The organism is Pseudoalteromonas sp. Angola-4 (assembly GCF_028599265.1).
GTDB lineage: Bacteria > Pseudomonadota > Gammaproteobacteria > Enterobacterales > Alteromonadaceae > Pseudoalteromonas > Pseudoalteromonas atlantica.
Genome location: NZ_JAQREK010000022.1, coordinates 23,393 through 42,984 on the forward strand (window position 1 = coordinate 23,393; position 19,592 = coordinate 42,984).

General features: G+C 41.0%; 14 protein-coding genes. 11 read left to right on the forward strand and 3 right to left on the reverse strand.

Going from position 1 to position 19,592, the window contains the following annotated elements; translation table 11 throughout:
- Nucleotides 1-577 precede the first annotated feature (577 nt).
- From dnaA to PSH48_RS18525, 8 genes are all read left to right on the forward strand, one after another.
- Nucleotides 578-1,969 (forward strand): chromosomal replication initiator protein DnaA, encoded by a 1,392-nt coding sequence (gene dnaA, locus PSH48_RS18490; protein WP_004588059.1) that lies wholly within the window; start codon nucleotides 578-580, stop codon nucleotides 1,967-1,969.
- Between the two features lie 13 nt (nucleotides 1,970-1,982).
- Nucleotides 1,983-3,086 carry a DNA polymerase III subunit beta gene (gene dnaN / locus PSH48_RS18495; RefSeq protein ID WP_029772814.1) on the forward strand — a complete coding sequence of 368 codons (1,104 nt, stop codon included), beginning with the start codon at nucleotides 1,983-1,985 and terminating at the stop codon, nucleotides 3,084-3,086.
- Nucleotides 3,087-3,100: 14 nt separating this feature from the next.
- Nucleotides 3,101-4,195, forward strand: coding sequence for a DNA replication/repair protein RecF (gene recF, locus PSH48_RS18500; protein WP_024032132.1), 1,095 nt, complete (start codon nucleotides 3,101-3,103; stop codon nucleotides 4,193-4,195).
- Nucleotides 4,196-4,207: 12 nt separating this feature from the next.
- Nucleotides 4,208-6,634 carry a DNA topoisomerase (ATP-hydrolyzing) subunit B gene (gene gyrB / locus PSH48_RS18505; RefSeq protein WP_138576244.1) on the forward strand — a complete coding sequence of 809 codons (2,427 nt, stop codon included), beginning with the start codon at nucleotides 4,208-4,210 and terminating at the stop codon, nucleotides 6,632-6,634.
- 140 nt (nucleotides 6,635-6,774) lie between these two features.
- Nucleotides 6,775-7,677, forward strand: a complete 903-nt coding sequence (glyQ, locus tag PSH48_RS18510) for a glycine--tRNA ligase subunit alpha (RefSeq protein WP_004588055.1) — start codon at nucleotides 6,775-6,777, stop codon at nucleotides 7,675-7,677.
- Between the two features lie 2 nt (nucleotides 7,678-7,679).
- Nucleotides 7,680-9,749, forward strand: a complete 2,070-nt coding sequence (gene glyS / locus PSH48_RS18515) for a glycine--tRNA ligase subunit beta (protein ID WP_273612074.1) — start codon at nucleotides 7,680-7,682, stop codon at nucleotides 9,747-9,749.
- A 72-nt stretch (nucleotides 9,750-9,821) separates the two neighbouring features.
- Nucleotides 9,822-10,271 (forward strand): hypothetical protein, encoded by a 450-nt coding sequence (locus tag PSH48_RS18520; protein WP_273612075.1) that lies wholly within the window; start codon nucleotides 9,822-9,824, stop codon nucleotides 10,269-10,271.
- 434 nt (nucleotides 10,272-10,705) lie between these two features.
- Nucleotides 10,706-11,230, forward strand: a complete 525-nt coding sequence (locus tag PSH48_RS18525; protein ID WP_273612076.1) for an REP-associated tyrosine transposase — start codon at nucleotides 10,706-10,708, stop codon at nucleotides 11,228-11,230.
- A gap of 123 nt (nucleotides 11,231-11,353) precedes the next feature.
- On the opposite strand, the gene tusA is transcribed toward PSH48_RS18525, so the two are convergent.
- From tusA to fadB, 3 genes are all read right to left on the reverse strand, one after another.
- The gene (gene tusA / locus PSH48_RS18530) at nucleotides 11,354-11,593 is read right to left on the reverse strand and encodes a sulfurtransferase TusA (RefSeq protein ID WP_029772820.1); all 240 of its coding nucleotides are present in this window, start codon (nucleotides 11,591-11,593) and stop codon (nucleotides 11,354-11,356) included.
- A 242-nt stretch (nucleotides 11,594-11,835) separates the two neighbouring features.
- The gene (gene fadA / locus PSH48_RS18535; RefSeq protein ID WP_055016201.1) at nucleotides 11,836-13,005 is read right to left on the reverse strand and encodes an acetyl-CoA C-acyltransferase FadA; all 1,170 of its coding nucleotides are present in this window, start codon (nucleotides 13,003-13,005) and stop codon (nucleotides 11,836-11,838) included.
- Between the two features lie 4 nt (nucleotides 13,006-13,009).
- Nucleotides 13,010-15,169, reverse strand: a complete 2,160-nt coding sequence (fadB, locus tag PSH48_RS18540; protein ID WP_273612077.1) for a fatty acid oxidation complex subunit alpha FadB — start codon at nucleotides 15,167-15,169, stop codon at nucleotides 13,010-13,012.
- 295 nt (nucleotides 15,170-15,464) lie between these two features.
- On the opposite strand from fadB, the gene PSH48_RS18545 reads away from it, so the two are divergent.
- From PSH48_RS18545 to PSH48_RS18555, 3 genes are all read left to right on the forward strand, one after another.
- A complete protein-coding gene (locus PSH48_RS18545) occupies nucleotides 15,465-17,351 on the forward strand; it encodes a transglycosylase SLT domain-containing protein (RefSeq protein WP_273612078.1) in 1,887 nt (628 codons plus the stop codon).
- Between the two features lie 184 nt (nucleotides 17,352-17,535).
- Complete coding sequence (gene pepQ / locus PSH48_RS18550; protein ID WP_273612079.1) at nucleotides 17,536-18,858, forward strand: Xaa-Pro dipeptidase; 1,323 nt, start codon at nucleotides 17,536-17,538, stop codon at nucleotides 18,856-18,858.
- A gap of 86 nt (nucleotides 18,859-18,944) precedes the next feature.
- On the forward strand, nucleotides 18,945-19,559 hold the full coding sequence (locus PSH48_RS18555; RefSeq protein WP_055016197.1) for a YigZ family protein: 615 nt from the start codon (nucleotides 18,945-18,947) through the stop codon (nucleotides 19,557-19,559).
- The last annotated feature ends 33 nt before the right edge of the window (nucleotides 19,560-19,592 follow it).

The window sequence follows — 19,592 nt, forward strand, 5'->3', positions numbered from 1 at the left end:
GCAGGTCGCGATCCTGGCACAGGTGCCATTGCGAGCGCGAGATATTATAGATTAAGCACTTTAAAGTCAATCATAATTGCGCTGTAAACACCGTGTTTATTACATTTTTTGTACGCTAGCTTGATATTTATGGATTAATTTTAAAGCAAAATGGTCTGCTTTTGCGCAAAAAGGCGAATTAATGGCTGAGACTGACTAAAAGAATGTGGCTCGTAATAAAGTAGGGTGATCAACTAGGATCATCATAATTAAGAAGTTTTCCACAGCTGGTGTTTAAAAAGTGAATAAAAGCATGGGAAAACTCATTTAGATCGTAAAATTGGTTCGCGATCTCAGTGTGTTTTTGTTATGATCTGTTATCAGGCTTTAAAATAAAAGTCGCTATAAATCAGTCTGTTAAGATATTTATACACTGATATCAACAATTTTATAAAAATCAATCTTTTACTTGTGGATAAAGTGCCTTCATAATACCCGGTCTTGGGTCGGGTAGCTGGCCAATTGAACGCAATAAATGCATGATTTTTAATCATTATTGATGTGCGGGAATAAAAATTATACCTCTGGGAGTTTAACTGTGTATCTGTCGGTTTGGCAAAGTTGTTTATATGTATTGCAAGATGAGTTGCCTTCGCAACAATTCAGTATGTGGGTAAGACCACTACAAGCAGAAAGTACCGAAGATACCTTAACGATTTACGCACCTAATCGCTTTGTTCTTGATTGGGTAAGAGAAAAGTATTTAAACCGTATTAATGAGTTACTGGTAGAAATTTGTGGTGATGAAGCGCCCGAATTACGTTTTGATGTAGGTAGTAAACCACTACTAAATACTCAAGCGGCGGCGCCAAGTGTTGAAGCCCCTGCATCACCTAGTTCACAGGCACCTGCTAAACAGCAACCTGTAGAACAAAAAGCAGCAGTAGAGCCTGCGCCTAAATCAGGCTATAAATCTAATATAAAAGATAACTATACCTTTGACAGCTTTGTTGAGGGTAAATCTAACCAGCTAGCAAAAGCGGCTGCAACACAAGTTGCAGATAACCCTGGCTCTGCCTTTAACCCAGTATTTATTTACGGTGGCACAGGCTTAGGTAAAACTCACTTATTACATGCAGTAGGTAATGGCATTATGGCTAACAAGCCCGATGCTAAAATTGTTTACATGCATTCTGAGCGTTTTGTGCAAGACATGGTAAAAGCACTACAAAATAACGCCATTGAAGAATTTAAACGTTATTACCGTAGTGTTGATGCGCTAATGATTGATGATATTCAATTTTTTGCTAATAAAGAGCGCTCACAAGAAGAATTTTTTCATACCTTTAATGCATTATTAGAAGGTAATCAGCAAATTATTTTAACCTCTGACCGCTACCCAAAAGAAATTGAGGGCGTAGAAGACAGGCTTAAATCACGATTTGGTTGGGGTTTAACGATTGCTATAGAGCCGCCAGAGCTTGAAACGCGCGTTGCCATTTTGATGAAAAAAGCGCAGCAGAGTAAAATTAATTTACCGCACGAAGTCGCTTTTTTTATCGCTAAAAAATTACGCTCAAACGTACGTGAATTAGAAGGCGCGCTTAACCGTGTAATAGCTAATGCTAATTTTACCGGACGCCCAATTTCTATCGACTTTGTAAAAGAAGCGCTGCGCGATTTATTGGCACTACAAGATAAGCTTGTCACTATAGACAACATACAGCGCACTGTGGCTGAGTATTACAGAATACGTGTGTCAGATCTGTTATCTAAGCGCCGCAGCCGCTCTATCGCGAGGCCGCGTCAGGTAGCTATGGCATTATCAAAAGAATTAACTAATCACAGCTTACCTGAGATTGGTGACGCATTTGGTGGACGTGACCACACCACGGTATTACATGCGTGTAGAAAGGTTAAATCACTTCGTGATGAAAGCCACGAAATAAAAGAAGATTATCAAAATTTAATAAGAACGTTGTCATCTTAGGGCTGACTTTATTATGCAAATAACCATTTCAAGAGAACAATTTTTAAAGCCATTAGTGCAAGTATCGGGTGCGATTGAACGTAAACATACGTTACCTATATTATCTAATGTATTGTTAGTGGTAGAAAACGGGCAACTTTCAATGACAGGCACAGACCTTGAAATTGAACTAGTTGCAGGTGTTTTTGTTGGTGATGATATTGCCGATACAAAGTTAACGCTACCTGCTAAAAAATTACTCGATATTTGTAAAAGCCTGCCTGATGGTTCTGAGCTTACATTGAGCTTACAAGAGCACCAACTGCTTTTAACCAGTGGTAAAAGCCGCTTTTCACTTACTACACTTGCCGCGGAAGACTTTCCTAATTTAGAGCAGTGGGATGGCGAGGTTGAGTTTCAGCTAACGCGTTTAGAGTTACGTAAGTTACTTGAAAGCACGCATTTTTCAATGGCTAACCAAGACGTTCGCTATTACTTAAATGGCATGTCGTTTGAAGTAGATAATAGCGACATAAAAACAGTGGCCACCGATGGCCACCGTTTAGCAATAGCGCAAAAAGAATTAGGCCAATCGTTAAATACGCAGCGCCAATTAATAATACCGCGCAAAGGTGTGCAAGAAATTATGCGCCTAATGGTTGCCGATGAAGAATTAGTTACTATTCAATTTGGCGCTAACCATATTCGTATTATCGATGTGGAATTTACTTTTACCAGTAAGTTAGTGGATGGCCGCTTCCCTGATTATCGCCGCGTATTACCACGTGGTGGAGATAAAGTAATTACTGCTAACCGTGAATGGTTACGTAATGCATTTCAACGTGTGTCTATTTTATCTAACGAAAAATTTAGAGGTGTGCGTTTAAACCTTGCCAATGGCTTACTTAAAATTACGGCTAATAACCCTGAGCAAGAAGAGGCTGAGGAAATAGTAGAAGTAATGTATGAGGGTGATGAGCTAGAAATTGGTTTTAATGTATCGTATGTATTAGATGTACTAAATACATTAAAAACAGAAGATGTACTATTTACATTAGCAGATTCAAACAGCAGTGCACTTATTGAAGGTGCGGGCGATGAAGAAGCAATGTACGTGGTTATGCCTATGCGATTATAAGATACCCATTATAAATGAGTTTAAGTCACTTGAGCCTCAAGTATTTTCGTAATATTGAGGCACTGACGCTAGAACCAGTCAACGGCGTTAATATAATTTATGGTGAAAACGGCAGCGGAAAAACCAGCCTTTTAGAGGCTATTTATTACCTTTCTCACGGCAAATCTTTTCGAACACCTAAACATAAAAGTATTATTCAACATCAGCAAGATCAGTTTGTAATACACGGCCGCAAAGCGCTACACGACTTGTCTATTCCTATTGGGATTAGTAAAACCCAAAGTGGTGAAACTAATTTAAAAATACAAGGCAAAGCCAGTAGAAAAATCTCTGAACTTGCACAGTTAATGCCTGTGCAAATTATTACACCCGAAAGCTATTCATTGTTTTTTGGTGGCCCAAAAGAGCGACGCAAGTTTTTAGATTTGGGTTTGTTCCACGTGGAACATGAGTTTTTTTATTTATGGCAATCGTTTAATAAAGTGCTTAAACAACGCAATGCATTATTAAAAAGTAAGCCAAAGAATTATTTTGACCAAATTAGGTTTTGGGACAAAGAATTTGTTAGACTGGCAGAACAAATAAATAAATTAAGAATGGCGTATATAAGTAGGTTTAAGCAGCAGTTTTTTGATAAAATGTGTGCAGAATTAACGCTTATACGCGATTTAGAAATCAACTTTAATGCAGGTTGGAAAGACAGTGAGTCTTTAAGTGATGCATTAGAGCAAAACTTTGAGCGAGACGCTCGCCAAGGTTTTACAAGTAAAGGCCCTCATAAGGCCGATTTTAGTTTTAGTGTCGCTGGCAACAGCGTAGAGAATACGTTTTCACGCGGTCAATTGAAGTTATTGCTTTATGCGTTAAAAGTAACGCAAAATAGTTTAATTGAGTCAGAGACAGATAAGCAATCTATATTGCTAATAGATGATCTACCTTCAGAGTTAGGCGAAGATACAAAAGAGAAAGTGGGGCAATTATTGGCTCATTGCAGTTCTCAAATTTTTATTTCTTCAATTTTGTCTGAAAGTATTTCTGCTGTGGTGGAACCCATGCAACGAGAACTACAAATGTTCCACGTGAAACATGGCAACCTAATAACAAGATAAGTGGGATTAACCATGTCTGAGAATTATGATTCGTCGAGTATTAAAGTACTTAAAGGATTAGACGCAGTAAGAAAGCGTCCTGGAATGTATATAGGGGACACCGATGATGGCACAGGCTTACACCACATGGTGTTTGAGGTCGTTGATAACTCTATCGATGAAGCCTTAGCAGGTCATTGTGATGATATTTATGTAACGATTCACTTAGACGGTTCAGTCTCTGTAAGAGATAACGGTCGTGGTATCCCAACTTCTATCCATGAAGAAGAAGGTGTGTCTGCTGCCGAGGTTATCATGACGGTACTTCATGCTGGTGGTAAGTTTGATGATAACTCTTATAAAGTATCAGGTGGCTTACACGGTGTTGGTGTATCGGTAGTAAATGCATTATCAGAAAAACTAACCCTTACTATTCGTCGTGAAGGCAAATTGCACGAGCAAACTTACAGTATGGGCGTACCTAACGCTCCATTAGCTATTATTGGCGATGCTGACACTACGGGTACTGAACTGCGTTTTTGGCCAAGTGGCGAAACATTTACAAACCTTGATTTTCATTACGATATTTTAGCTAAGCGTTTGCGTGAGCTATCGTTTTTGAACTCTGGTGTAAGCATCATCTTATCTGATGAACGCGAAGAAAATAAAACCGACCACTTTAAATATGATGGCGGTATTCAAGCGTTTGTTGAATACTTAAACCGCAATAAAACACCTGTACATAAAGGTGTATTCCACTTTACTCACGAGCGTGAAGAAGATGGTATTAGCGTTGAAGTTTCAATGCAGTGGAACGATGGCTTCCAAGAAAACATTTACTGTTTTACTAATAACATTCCACAACGTGATGGTGGTACTCACTTAGCCGGCTTTAGATCTGCGCTAACACGTACACTTAATAACTACATGGAAAAAGAAGGCTTTAACAAAAAAGCTAAAACAACCAGTAACGCAACGGGCGATGATGCGCGTGAAGGCTTAACTGCGGTTGTAAGTGTTAAAGTACCTGATCCTAAGTTCTCATCACAAACTAAAGACAAGCTAGTATCAAGCGAAGTTAAATCTGCGGTTGAGCAAGCAATGGCTGAAAAGTTTTCTGATTTCTTATTAGAAAACCCAATGGATGCCAAAATTGTTGTTGGTAAAATTATTGATGCAGCACGAGCACGTGAAGCGGCCCGTAAAGCCCGTGAAATGACGCGTCGTAAAGGCGCTATGGATTTAGCAGGTTTACCTGGTAAATTAGCAGACTGCCAAGAAAAAGACCCATCATTATCTGAACTATACATAGTGGAGGGTGACTCAGCTGGCGGTTCAGCCAAGCAGGGTCGTAATCGTAAAAACCAAGCAATTTTGCCACTTAAAGGTAAAATCTTGAACGTAGAGAAAGCACGCTTTGATAAGATGCTTTCTTCACAAGAAGTAGCAACGCTAATTACAGCTCTAGGTTGTGGTATTGGCCGTGATGAATATGACCCAGAAAAACTACGTTACCACAGCATCATTATCATGACCGATGCGGACGTGGATGGTTCTCACATTCGTACATTGCTACTAACGTTCTTCTATCGCCAAATGCCAGAAATTGTTGAGCGTGGTTATATTTACATTGCACAACCGCCACTTTATAAAGTGAAAAAAGGTAAGCAAGAGCGTTATATTAAAGACGATCCTGCACTTGTAGAGTACCTAACATCACTTGCACTAAATAATGCTGCGCTTTACACAAGCGAAGATGCAAGTGCAATTGAAGGTGAAGCGCTTGAGCAAATAGTACAAGATTACCAAAACACAGTAAAAGTCATTGAGCGCTTAAAACGTAAATACCCTAACACGGTAATGGAACGTTTGATTTACCAAAGCGAGTTAAAAGTAGAAGACTTATCTAACGAAGCTAAGGTAATTGAGTGGACGAAAGAGCTAGTTGACGACTTAGTTGAACGTGATGAAGATGCGACAATTTTCCACGCTGGAACTGAGCATGATGCAGAGCGCAACTTGTACTTCCCGGTTGTGAATATTCGTCAGCATGGTGTGGATAAAGCACACGTATTACATTACGACTTTATTGCCTCACGTGACTACCAACGCATTGCTGTTACTGGCACGAAGATCGCAAACATCTTAAAAGAAGGCGCATATGTTCAACGTGGTGAGAAAACAAAACCTGTTGATAACTTTGTGGATGCTTTGGAATGGTTGATCGCAGAATCTAAGCGCGGGATCTACATTCAGCGCTATAAAGGATTAGGCGAAATGAACCCTAGCCAACTGTGGGAAACCACAATGGATCCTTCAGCTCGTCGTATGTTACAAGTAACAATTGAAGATGCTGTAGCGGCAGATCAATTGTTTGCAACATTAATGGGCGATCAAGTTGAGCCACGTCGTGAGTTTATAGAAACCAACGCACTTCGCGTAGTTAACTTAGACGTATAAAAAATTATACTTACATCTTAAAAGGAGCCTAATGGCTCCTTTTTTATTTTAACAACCGCACAAACTGCTTAAAACCTGCGTGTGCACAAGGTATACTGAGGGTAATTTTCACGCTACTTTCAGATAGTAAAAAGCCAAATATGCAAAAATATGACGTTAAAACCTTTCAAGGTTTGATCCTGGCTTTACAGGATTATTGGGCGCAGCAAGGCTGTGTCATTATTCAACCACTTGATATGGAAGTGGGCGCAGGGACATTTCACCCGCAAACATTCTTAAAATCTATTGGCCCTGAGCCAATGTCGAGCGCATACGTACAACCGTGTCGCCGTCCTACCGATGGCCGCTACGGCGAAAACCCAAACCGCTTACAGCATTACTACCAATTTCAGGTAGTTTTAAAGCCATCACCAGATAATATTCAAGAGCTTTACCTAGGCTCACTAGAAGCGATGGGAATTGATACCCTAACGCACGAAGTACGCTTTGTAGAAGATAACTGGGAATCGCCAACACTAGGCGCATGGGGCCTAGGTTGGGAGATTTGGCTAAACGGTATGGAAGTAACGCAGTTTACTTACTTTCAGCAAGTAGGGGGCTTAGAGTGCTCTCCTGTAACCGGTGAAATTACTTATGGCCTAGAGCGTTTAGCAATGTACATTCAAGGTGTAGACAGCATTTACGACCTAGTATGGGCAGACGGTCCTTTAGGGCGTGTAACTTACGGCGATGTATTCCATCAAAATGAAGTAGAACAATCTACTTACAACTTTGAACACGCAAACGTAGATGACTTATTTGCACAGTTTGATAAGTGTGAAGCTGAGAGCCAAAAGCTAATTGAAGCAAATTTACCACTACCTGCTTACGAGCAAGTAATGAAAGCATCGCACGCATTTAACTTACTCGATGCGCGCCATGCAATCTCAGTAACCGAACGTCAGCGTTATATTTTACGCGTTCGAGCGTTATCAAAAGCGTGTGCACAAAGTTATTACGATGCACGTGAAGCGCTTGGTTTCCCGCTGTGTAAGGATAAGTAAGCATGTCAGCACAAAATTTATTAGTAGAAATTGGCACCGAAGAGCTGCCACCAAAAGCACTGCGTAAATTGGCAGAAGCCTTTGCCGCAAACTTAACTGCAGAGCTTGAAACACTAGAGCTTGGGCATGAAGGCGTAAGCTGGTATGCATCGCCTCGTCGTTTAGGTTTACAAGTAAAAGCGCTTGAAGCAAAGCAGCAAGATAAAGAAGTAGAAAAGCGTGGCCCTGCAACTAAAGCAGCGTTCGATAGCGAAGGTAACCCAACTAAAGCAGCAATGGGTTGGGCACGTGGTTGTGGTATTGACGTAAGTGAAGCACAAACTCTTGAGACCGATAAAGGCGCTTGGCTTTTACATATTGCTAAAGTAGCAGGACAAGAAACCAAAACGCTGATGAGCGATGCCATTGCTAAGTCGTTAGCAAAATTACCAATACCTAAGCCAATGCGTTGGGGCGCGAATAAAACACAATTTATTCGCCCAGTTCATACCGTTACTATTTTATTTGGTGATGAACTTATTGAAGGCGAAATTTTAGGTAAGCAAGTAACTAATCAGTTACAAGGCCACCGTTTTCATCATCCAGAAAAAATCACCATTGACCATGCAGATGACGTGTTCGACGTATTAAAATCAGCCTACGTTATTGCTGATTACGAACAACGTAAAGCGCAAATCCGTGCACAAATAGAAGAAGCTGCAAGCGCAGTGAATGCAGTTGTTGCAATGGATGAAGACTTATTAGAAGAGGTTACTTCATTAGTAGAGTGGCCAGTAACGTTAACGGCAACATTTGAAGAAGCATTTTTAGATGTACCTGCCGAAGCGCTAATTTACACCATGAAGGACGATCAAAAATACTTCCCGCTATTAGATCAAAACGGCAAACTTTTAAATAAGTTTTTGTTTGTATCTAACATCGAAAGTAAAGATCCAAGTGTGGTTATATCTGGTAACGAAAAAGTAGTGCGCCCACGTTTAGCCGATGCGCAGTTCTTCTTTGAAACAGATAAAAAGAAAACCCTAGAAAGCCGCCTAGAATCACTTGATACTGTTTTATTCCAAAAGCAGTTAGGTACGCTTAAAGATAAATCTGTACGTATTAGCGAGCTTGCCGGCTACATTGCAGAGCAACTAGGTGCCGACAAAGACCTTGCAAAACGTGCTGGCCTATTAAGTAAAACAGACTTAATGACCGAAATGGTAATGGAATTTACCGACGTGCAAGGTGTAATGGGTATGCACTATGCACGCTTTGATGGCGAAGCAGAAGATGTAGCTATTGCACAAAACGAGCAATACATGCCGCGTTTTGCGGGCGACAATTTACCTACAAACCTAATCAGCTGTGCAGTAGCCATTGCAGATAAGTTTGATACGCTGGTGGGTATTTTTGGTATAGGCCAAGCACCAAAAGGTGACAAAGACCCATTTGCACTTCGTCGTGCTGCCATTGGTGCACTGCGTATCATGGTAGAAAAAGAGCTACCGCTTGATATTTTAGACCTAGTAGCAAAAGCACAAACACTGTTTGGCGAAAAGCTTACTAACCTAAATGTATCAACCGACGTATTTGACTTTATGCTAGGGCGCTTCCGCGCATGGTATCAAGACGAAGGCATTGAAGTAGATGTTATTCAGGCAGTACTGGCACGTCGTCCTACTAAACCTACTGACTTTGACCGTCGTGTTAAAGCAGTAAGCCACTTCCGTACGTTAGACGCCGCAGAAGCGCTTGCAGCAGCGAATAAGCGTGTAGGTAACATACTAGCTAAAAATAACATTACCACTGAAGGTGATGTTGATGAGAGCCTATTAAGCGACGACGCTGAAAAAGTATTAGCATCACAAGTAGCAAAATTTGCAACTGAGCTTGCACCACTTTACGCCGATGGAAACTACCAAGAGGCATTAAGCCAATTGGCAGGTATTCGCCAAAGTGTTGATAACTTTTTTGACAACGTCATGGTTATGGCCGACGATGAAGCTGTAAAGCAAAATCGCCTCGCACTATTAAGCCAGTTAAGCCGCTTATTTTTAGATATTGCAGATATATCTGTACTACAAAAATAACACCGCTTAAGCCAATAAAAAGCCAGCGTATTGCTGGCTTTTTAGTTTTAACAGAACGAAGGATACCCATTAATGATGCCAATGAAACGAATTTTAACACTTGCCATAGCCGGCTTACTCACAGCGTGTACTAGCCAAGTGTCTATTAACGACGTACTGCCTCAGCAAGAGCTGGATAAAACAGTTTACCTAAGAGGCGATTTTACGCTTTGGGATGCAGAGCCTCAGTACCAGTTTATGCCAGTAGGCGGCGCGCTTTACCAAGCTGAAGTTAAATTTAGTACCCCAGGTAAAGTGTACGAATTTAAAATAGCCGATGCCGATTTTAGTGAAGGCTACAACTGTGGCTATAGCGATGCCCAACCAGCAGGACAAAAACTAACGCTCGGCCAACCCGTGCTTGCAGACTGTAATACTATTTATAATTACTTTAGTTTCTCGCCTGCAATAAAAGGCACATACATAGTCAGTATTGATTACAGTGACTACGATAAGCCGAAGGTGACGATTACTAAGAAATAGCTGTTAGTTGGGAGCTGTCAGCTTTTAGTTGCCCGAGTGGGCTTATAGATTTGCGACAAGGACGTTGTAAGTTGGGTGGAGTGAAACGAAACCCAACATGTGCGGCGAATAAAACTGTTCTGCTGGTTATCAAATACGTTGGATTTCGTAAAAATCAACCCAACCTACATCAATAATAATTTTTATTGATTGCTATAAATATACAATCAAATTAATGAGCTTAGTTAGTCTAATTACAGTCGTAAACCAAAAGCGCGGTAATAGATAAGTAGATTTTAAGTAGGTTGGGTAGAGTGAAACGAAACCCAACATGTGCGGCGAATAAAACTGTGCTGGTGGTTATCAAATACGTTGAGTTACGTAAACTTGTCTTGATTATAATTAACAAAACTAATCTATACTCTTATTTATCTGTTTATTTTATGGATAAAAATATGCGTTATAAACGTATGTTAGAGGCGGGCGCATGTTATTTTTTTACGGTAAATTTAGAAGATAGATCTCAGCCTTTGCTTGTGGAAAATATAGAGTTATTACGCCGTGTATATTCAAAGGTGGCAAAAAAGCATCCAATAAAGACGATTGCAATTGTTATCATGCCCGATCACCTTCATGCTATTTGGCAATTACCTAAAGGTGATAGTAATTACGCAATGCGTTGGCGACTTATTAAATCAGGCTTTTCTCGAGAGCTGCCAGCAACAGAGTTTTGTTATAAAAGTCGAATAGCGAAAGGAGAGCGCGGGATTTGGCAGCGTCGCTATTGGGAACATAAAATTAGAGATGAAGAAGACTTAAATAATCATATTAATTATATTCACTACAACCCGGTGAAACATAACCATGTTATTAAAGTGAGTGATTGGCCATTTTCAAGCTTTCATCAATACGTTAAAAATTCAAAACTAAGCCAAGATTGGGAGTGCAATAATGATTCAACAACTTTGTATGATGAATAAAATTTCGGTGTTATAAAACAAGTTGGGTTTCGTAAAACTCAACCCAACCTACATCTGGTTTAAGTTCTTAACGATGCGTTAAATATTCAAAAATAACCCAACTTACTAAACCAGCTTTCAAACCTATAACCCTTTCTTCACCACATACCTATACGGTGCTTCATCGGCGTCTGTAGCCACCAGCGTGTGATCCATAAACGTACAAAAACTTGGAATATCACGGGTGGTTGATGGGTCATCAGCGGTAATTAATAACGTTTCACCGTCGTTCATCTTACGAATTGCCGCGCGTATCATCATTACAGGTTCTGGGCAGCGTAGGCCCATGGCGTCTAATTGGTGATCGGGATTATCAAAGCTCATAAAAAGTTACCTGTAAAAATAGTCGCGGCTTGGTTAGGTCAGGTAGTTTAGCGCAATTAATCTGTTTGGTTAACTGTTTTGCATATAACGGGTAAGGGTAAAACAGTAAAAAATAATCTGGTTTAATACACCCGATCACATTATTCATATCAGCAATAAGCTGGTGGCATAAAAAAGGCGAACTAACTTGCGCTAGCTCGCCTTTTTAATCACCAAGATGGTTTACATGTTTAAGCTAATAGTTAGTCTTGAACACGTTCAAATACAGTCGCGATGCCTTGGCCTAAACCAATACACATAGTGGCTAAACCGTATTTTGCATTTTTGTCTTCCATTAAGTGAATAAGCGAGGTGCTAATACGCGAACCCGAACAACCTAGTGGATGACCAAGTGCGATTGCGCCGCCGTTTAAATTCACTTTTTCGTCTACCACGTCTGCTAAACCTAAGTCTTTAAGTACAGGTAGTGACTGTGCTGCAAATGCTTCGTTAAGCTCTGCTACGTCAATGTCATCAATAGTAAGACCTGCTTGTGCAAGTGCTTTTTTACTTGCTGGTACTGGGCCGTAACCCATGATTGATGGATCGCAACCGGCAACAGCCATTGCTTTAACACGTGCACGAATTGGTAAACCAAGCTCTTTAGCTTTTTCTTCGCTCATAACTAACATGGCTGATGCGCCATCAGAAAGTGCAGAAGATGTACCCGCAGTAACCGAGCCAGAAGCAGGGTTAAATACTGGGCGAAGCTGAGATAAACCTTCTACCGTTGTTTCAGGGCGAATTACTTCATCATCTTCAACTAAAATTAAAGAACCATCAGCTGCGTGACCTTCCATTGCTAAAATTTCGCGGCGGAAACGGCCTTCAACTGTTGCAGCATGTGCACGTTGATGTGAGCGGTATGCAAATTCGTCTTGCTGCTGGCGGCTAATGCCGTGGATAGTCGCAAGGTATTCTGCAGTTAAACCCATAGAGCCAGATGCTTGTGCAATTGAAGTTGCTAAGCCAGGGTGAAAGTCGTTACCGTGAGTCATAGGAACGTGACCCATGTGCTCAACACCACCAATTAGGTAAGTGTCGCCAGCGCCCGTCATAATGGCGCGTGCTGCGTCATGCAATGCTTGCATTGACGAGCCACATAAACGGTTAACGGTTGTAGCAGGTACAGAGTGTGGAATACCCGCAAGTAACGAAGCGTTACGTGCAACGTTAAAGCCTTGCTCTAGTGTTTGCTGTACACAGCCCCAATAAATATCGTCAATTGATGCAGGGTCAACTGCTGGGTTGCGCTCTAATAACCCTTTCATAAGGTGAGCACTTAAATCTTCCGCACGTTTGTTTTTAAATACGCCGCCTTTTGAGCGACCCATTGGTGTGCGGATACAATCTACAATTACTGGATTATTCATGATATTAACCTTCCACCTTATAGAAAACACGACCTTCTTCGGCCCATTTGCGAGTTTGCTCTGATACTTGGTAAATCGCACCTAGGTGAGCATATTTGTCTGCTGCTGCAACAAAGTTAGCTAAACCTGTTTGATCTAAGTAACGGAACGCGCCGCCTCTAAATGGAGGGAAACCAACGCCGTATACAAGAGCCATATCAGCTTCTTGAGGAGAAGCAACAATGCCTTCTTGTAAACAAAGAAGCACTTCGTTGATCATTGGAATCATACAACGGTCAATGATTTCTTGTTTATCAAATTCTTTCGGTGCATCAGTAATTGGTGCTAGTAGCTCAACTGCTGTTGCATCGCTTGATTTTTTAAGACGACCACGACGGTCCGTTTCGTACTTGTAAAAACCTGCTTTGTTCTTTTGACCAAAACGTTTTTCGTTAGCAAAAACAGTCACCGGATCTTTTTCTGCACGTGCCATACGCTCAGGGAAACCGTCTGCCATTACACCAGTACAGTGGTAAGCTGTATCAATACCCACAACATCAAGTAGGTAAGCTGGGCCCATTGGCCAGCCAAATACGTTTTCCATTACTTTATCTACTTTTGCAAAGTTAGCGCCTTCAACAACGAGTTTGCTAAAGCCTGCAAAGTACGGGAATAAAACACGGTTTACAAAAAAGCCTGGGCAATCGTTTACAACAATTGGTGACTTGCCAAGTTTAAGGGCGTAATCAACAACAGCGTTAATTGTTTTATCAGAGGTTTTTGCACCACGGATAATTTCTACTAATGGCATTTTTGGCACTGGGTTGAAAAAGTGCATACCACAGAAGTTTTCTGGCTTATCGAGTGCTTCTGCGAGTAAATCAATACAGATAGTCGATGTATTTGATGTAAGTACCGTACCTTCTGGCAGGTTCTTCTCAAGGTCGGCTAGTACTGCTTGCTTAACTTTAGGGTTTTCTACAACGGCTTCAACAATAATGTTGGCGTTTTGAAGGTCTGCATCGTTAAGCGTTGGCTTAATTTTGCTAAGCGTTGCCAGCATTTTTTCCATTGGCATGTGGCCGCGTTTAACTTTTGCACCCAGTAGTTTAGATGCTTCACCCATGCCTAAATCAAGCGCATCCTGTTGGATGTCTTTCATTACAATTGGTGTACCTTTATAAGCAGACTGGTATGCAATACCGCCGCCCATAATACCCGCGCCTAATACAGCCGCTTGTTTAATTTCTACATCGCTGTGCTTGGCAAGCTTACGTGCTTTACCTTTAATAAACTGGTCATTTAAGAAAATACCGGTTTGCGCTGCAGCTTCGTTAGTACGTGCAAGTTTTGCAAAGTTAGCATTTTCGATTGCCATTGCTTCGGTGCGCTCACAGTTGGCCGCTGCTTTAATAGTGCGAACTGCCATAACCGGTGCAGGATAGTGGCCTTTGGTTTTACCCATTACCATACCTTCTGCCATCGCAAAGCTCATGCCTTGCTCAACACGGTTTAATTTAAGTGGCTGAAGTTTTACGTTACGTTTTGCTTGCCAATCTAACTTGCCTGCAATTGCTAATTCAAGTGTTGCTAGGCTTGACTCTAAAAGTTTGTCAGCACTAACTACCGCGTCAAAGGCGCCTACTTTTAGGGCATCAGCGGCGCGATTTTCTTTACCTGAGGTAATCCAAAGCATGGCGTTATCTGCGCCAATAATGCGTGGTAAGCGCACTGTGCCACCAAAACCAGGCATTATGCCAAGTTTAACTTCTGGTAAGCCCATTTTTGCAGTTTCACTTGCAACACGATAATCGGTAGCAAGTGCCCACTCACACCCGCCGCCAAGTGCTAAGCCGTTTATAGCGCTAAGAGTTGGGTATGGTAAGTCTTCGATTGCGTCAAAAACGTCGGTTGCGTTTTTAATCCACGTTACTAATTCTTCTTCTGGTTTAGTAAATGTAGGTAAAAATTCGAAGATATCTGCGCCAATAATAAAGTGGTCTTTATCACTGGTAAAAATCATGCCTTTGATATCAGAATTAGACGCTAATTCTTTTAATGCTGCTGCACAATCTGAAAGAGTTTGCTGAGATAGTGTGTTTACAGAGCCTGCAACACAAAACTTAAACTCGGCGATGTTTTCCTTTAGGAAGCTAACTTCAAAGGAATCGCTTTTATATAACATTATTATTCTCCCTAGTTGACGAACTAAGACTGGTACGATGAGTTTGCATTTCGACCAGTGTGCTTGCTTTAAAATTAAAATGCAACGAAAAATTTAACTCGGTTACAAACGGCTGGTTAAAATATAGCTGGTTTGGTGCTAAGGTGTACTGGAATGTGCGAAAGGTACTCATTAATTATCATGAGTGCGTAAATTAAATGATGTTCATATTTTATTAAAGGCACTCTCATTATTGTTTTAGTGTCCCAATCTGGAAATTATTAACCCTGACAGGTCATTAAACCTAAAGGATATTATGAAAAAAATTTTATTAAGCGCTGTGGCAGCTGCCTTTATTCTTCCTTTTAGTTCTGCCCAAGCGAGTATCGATAATGACGCGTTTTTAGATGCAGAAAAGAAAGTACGCTATGGAAGCTACCAAGACTTTAAAGAAGCAATAAACGGGTTAGATCATCCGCTAAAGCCGTATGTCGAAAAAACATATTGGCAACGCCATCCCAATTTTAAATACCAAAGCGAAATAGAAAATTACCTAACCATTTATGAACATACCCCGCTTGAGTGGCCGGTACGCAAAGCATGGTTGGAGTATCTTGAAAAAAATAATAAAAAAGCCGCTTATATTAAAAACTACCGAGAAACGTCTAACGCAGCGCTAACATGCACGTTTTTAGATTTTCAGCTTGATTTAGGGGCGCCAGAAAAAGCCATTTTTAATCAAGTTACCGATTTATGGACGGTGGGTAAGTCGCAACCAAATGAATGCGACTCGTTATTTTCACAATGGCGCAAAAAAGGCTATTTAAATAATGAGCGTGTATGGAAGCGCATAACGCGTGCAGCGCAGGGCGGTACCCAAAGCTTACTGCCTTATTTAAAAACGTTGTTACCTAAAAACGAGCGTTACTTAGCCGATTTATATTTAAAAGTACGCCGTGACCCAAGTGCAGCAGCGGGGCTATATCGGTATAAAAATAAGTCGGCAAAAGAAGGTGAAATAGCCATTTACGGAGTTAAGCGTCTAATTTGGCGCGATAAAGCGCTGGCTTTAAGGGCCTGGCAAAAGCTAGAAAAAATGTTTAATTACAGCGACGAAGAAAAAGCAGATTTATATTACACGTTTGCTTTATCGCTTGCTTCAAGTGGGCACAAGCAAGCCAGCTTTTGGCTTAATAAAGTGCCAAAAGCGCGGCAAGACAAAAAGTTAATTCAGTGGCAACTTGGTAATATGCTCAAAACCCAAGACTGGGAAGGCATAGCAGCTTTTTTTACGGGTAAAGATAATTTAAGTTTAGGCCAGCAGTATTGGCTGGCTTATAGCTATGCTAAGCGAGGGGAGCAACAAAAAGCAGACGAAATTTGGGCTAAAGTAGCCACAAATCGCGATTACTATGGTTTTTTAGCGGCGGCACGTTTAGGGCTGCCGGTCGATTTAAACAATCACCCTTTAGAGGTTGACCAAAAACTGGTAGATAAAGTGATGAATGCGCCGGGCTTTAAACGCGCAAAAGCACTTTACGAACTAGAGCGTTTCACCTCAGCACGCCGAGAGTGGAATTACTTAACCAATACCTCTACCGACGAAGAAAAACTGGCTGCCTCAAAAGTTGCAGCGCAAAATAATTGGCACGATAACGTTATATTTACGTTAGCTAAAATAAAAGCGTGGGATTATGTCGAACTGCGTTTTCCGTTTGCATTTCAAGATATTTTTGAACGTTATAGCAAGCGTAACAAAATAGATCCCGCGTGGAGTATTGCCATTGCGCGGCGTGAAAGCTCTTTTGCACCCGATGCGCGATCCCATGCTAATGCACGCGGTTTAATGCAGCTACTACCTAGCACGGCAGAATACGTTAACAAAGCGACGGTATCGAGTACGCGTTTGTATCAACCTAAAACCAATATACGCTTAGGTACTAGTTACTTGCAGTACTTGAAAAAGAAAAACAAAGGCAATGAAATACTCGCTACGGCATCTTATAACGCAGGGTATCATCGTATTAAACGTTGGTTACCTGACGAAGCTATACCCGCAGAGCTATGGGTTGAGCTGATCCCCTATAGAGAAACACGAGATTACGTAAAAAACGTGTTTGCTTATCGCCAAGTTTACCACACCCGAATGGGCCGAGAAGGAAACGTGCTCGCGCCGTTACTCAATATGAAAATGGGTGGGTAAATTATGTAATACTAATAGCCTTAAATATTTAGCCATTCGAGCGTGCTAAATAAAGGGCTAATAACTTAACACGATGGGTATAAGTATTAGGGGGATATTTGCATGTTAAATATCCCCCTTTTTTGAGCGCTTTACGTTTAAGTGGTAGACTCAAAGCAAGTTAAATTTAACAGATGGATTAACAATGGATAAATTAGCCGTTTTATATGCAGAGCATATTGCCACATTACAACAACGTACGCGTACAATTTGTGACCGTGAAGGGCTAGAGGGTTTAGTTATTCACTCAGGCCAAGCTAAGCGCCAGTTTTTAGACGACATGTATTACCCATTTAAAGTTAATCCACATTTTAAAGCATGGCTTCCTGTTATTGATAATCCACATTGTTGGATTGTGGTAAATGGAAGCGATAAACCTAAGCTTATTTTTTACCGCCCAGTTGATTTTTGGCACAAAGTGCCCGATGAGCCACGCGATTTTTGGGCTGAGTACTTTGATATTGAATTATTGCTACAGCCTGATCAAGTTGAAAAATTATTACCTTACGATAAGGCTAAGTATGCTTACATGGGCGAATACCTAGAGGTAGCACAAGCGCTAGGTTTTAGTATTATGAATCCAGAGCCAGTACTTAATTATTTTCACTATAACCGCGCCTATAAAACACAGTACGAGCTTGAATGTTTACGCCAAGCTAACCGTATTGCGGTAGATGGGCACAAAGCTGCACGCGATGCCTTTTACAATGGTGGTAGCGAATTTGATATTCAACAAGCGTACCTTATAGCTACACGCCAAAGCGAAAACGAAATGCCGTATGGCAATATAGTTGCGCTTAACGAAAATTGCGCTATTTTGCATTACACGCATTTTGAGCCAACAGCACCACTTACTCATAATTCGTTTTTAATCGATGCTGGCGCAAACTTTAATGGTTATGCCGCAGACATTACCCGTACATACGATTTTAAAAAGCAGGGTGAGTTTGCTGAGCTAGTACAAACAATGACGCAAATACAAATTGAGCTAGGCAACGCCTTAAAGCCAGGCATGTTATATGGCGATTTACATGTTGATTGTCATAACCGTATTGCCCAAGTACTGAGTGACTTCAATATTGTAAACTTACCTGCCACAGAAATTGTTGAGCGTAAAATTACTTCAACGTTTTTTCCTCATGGTTTGGGCCATCACCTGGGTTTACAGGTGCATGATATGGGCGGTTTTATGCGTGATGATAAAGGCACGCACCAGCCATCGCCTGAAGGGCACCCATTTTTACGCTGCACGCGCTTAATAGAGAAAAACCAAGTGTTTACTATTGAGCCAGGGCTTTACTTTATAGACTCGTTATTAGGTGATTTAGCGCAAACCGACAGTAAACAGTTTATTAACTGGGATAAAATCGAGACGTTAAAACCATATGGCGGTATTCGTATTGAAGACAATATTATTGTTCACGAAGACAGCCTAGAAAATATGACTCGAGATTTAGCGCTCGACTAAGCTAATAAAGACGAGTTCGCTAATACGCGCTAAAATACGCGAATACAAAGGGGCCTTTTGGCCCCATTTTTAATTGAGCTTTAATTATGTCTGAATATAAATACCCGGCTGCTGATGTGTTTCATCAAGAAGAAATTAAAAAGAGCACCTTTATTGTGCATATTGCCCACACACCAGACCTTAATGCAGCTAAAGCCTTTATTAAAAGTATTGAAGAAAAGTACCCCGATGCACGTCATAATTGTTGGGCCCACGTAGCGGGTAACCCAGGTGGCAGCCATGTTTATGGTTTTTCTGATGATGGCGAGCCAAATGGCACTGCAGGAAAACCCATGCTTAATGTGCTGGTGGGCTCTGGGCTTGGCGAAATTACTGCAGTAGTTACCCGTTATTTTGGTGGTATAAAGCTTGGTACTGGAGGGTTAGTGCGTGCCTATGGCGGATCGCTAAATAACGCACTTTCGCAGCTAAAAACGGTAACAAAAGTACCAAGTATCGAGATTGTCGGACAAAGTGAATACAGCATGCAGGGCGCTATAGAGCAGTTGTTAAAAACCAACTATCAAGTACTTAATATAGAAAAACAATTTACTGCTAATATTGAATGGGTTATTACTATTGATAGTCGCCAAGCTAATCAGGCCATTAAAGATATTTTTGATTTAAGCCATGGCGCAGTTGAGTTAACTATCAAAGAGTAAGACAATAACTTATACCAATCTGCATAATTAAGT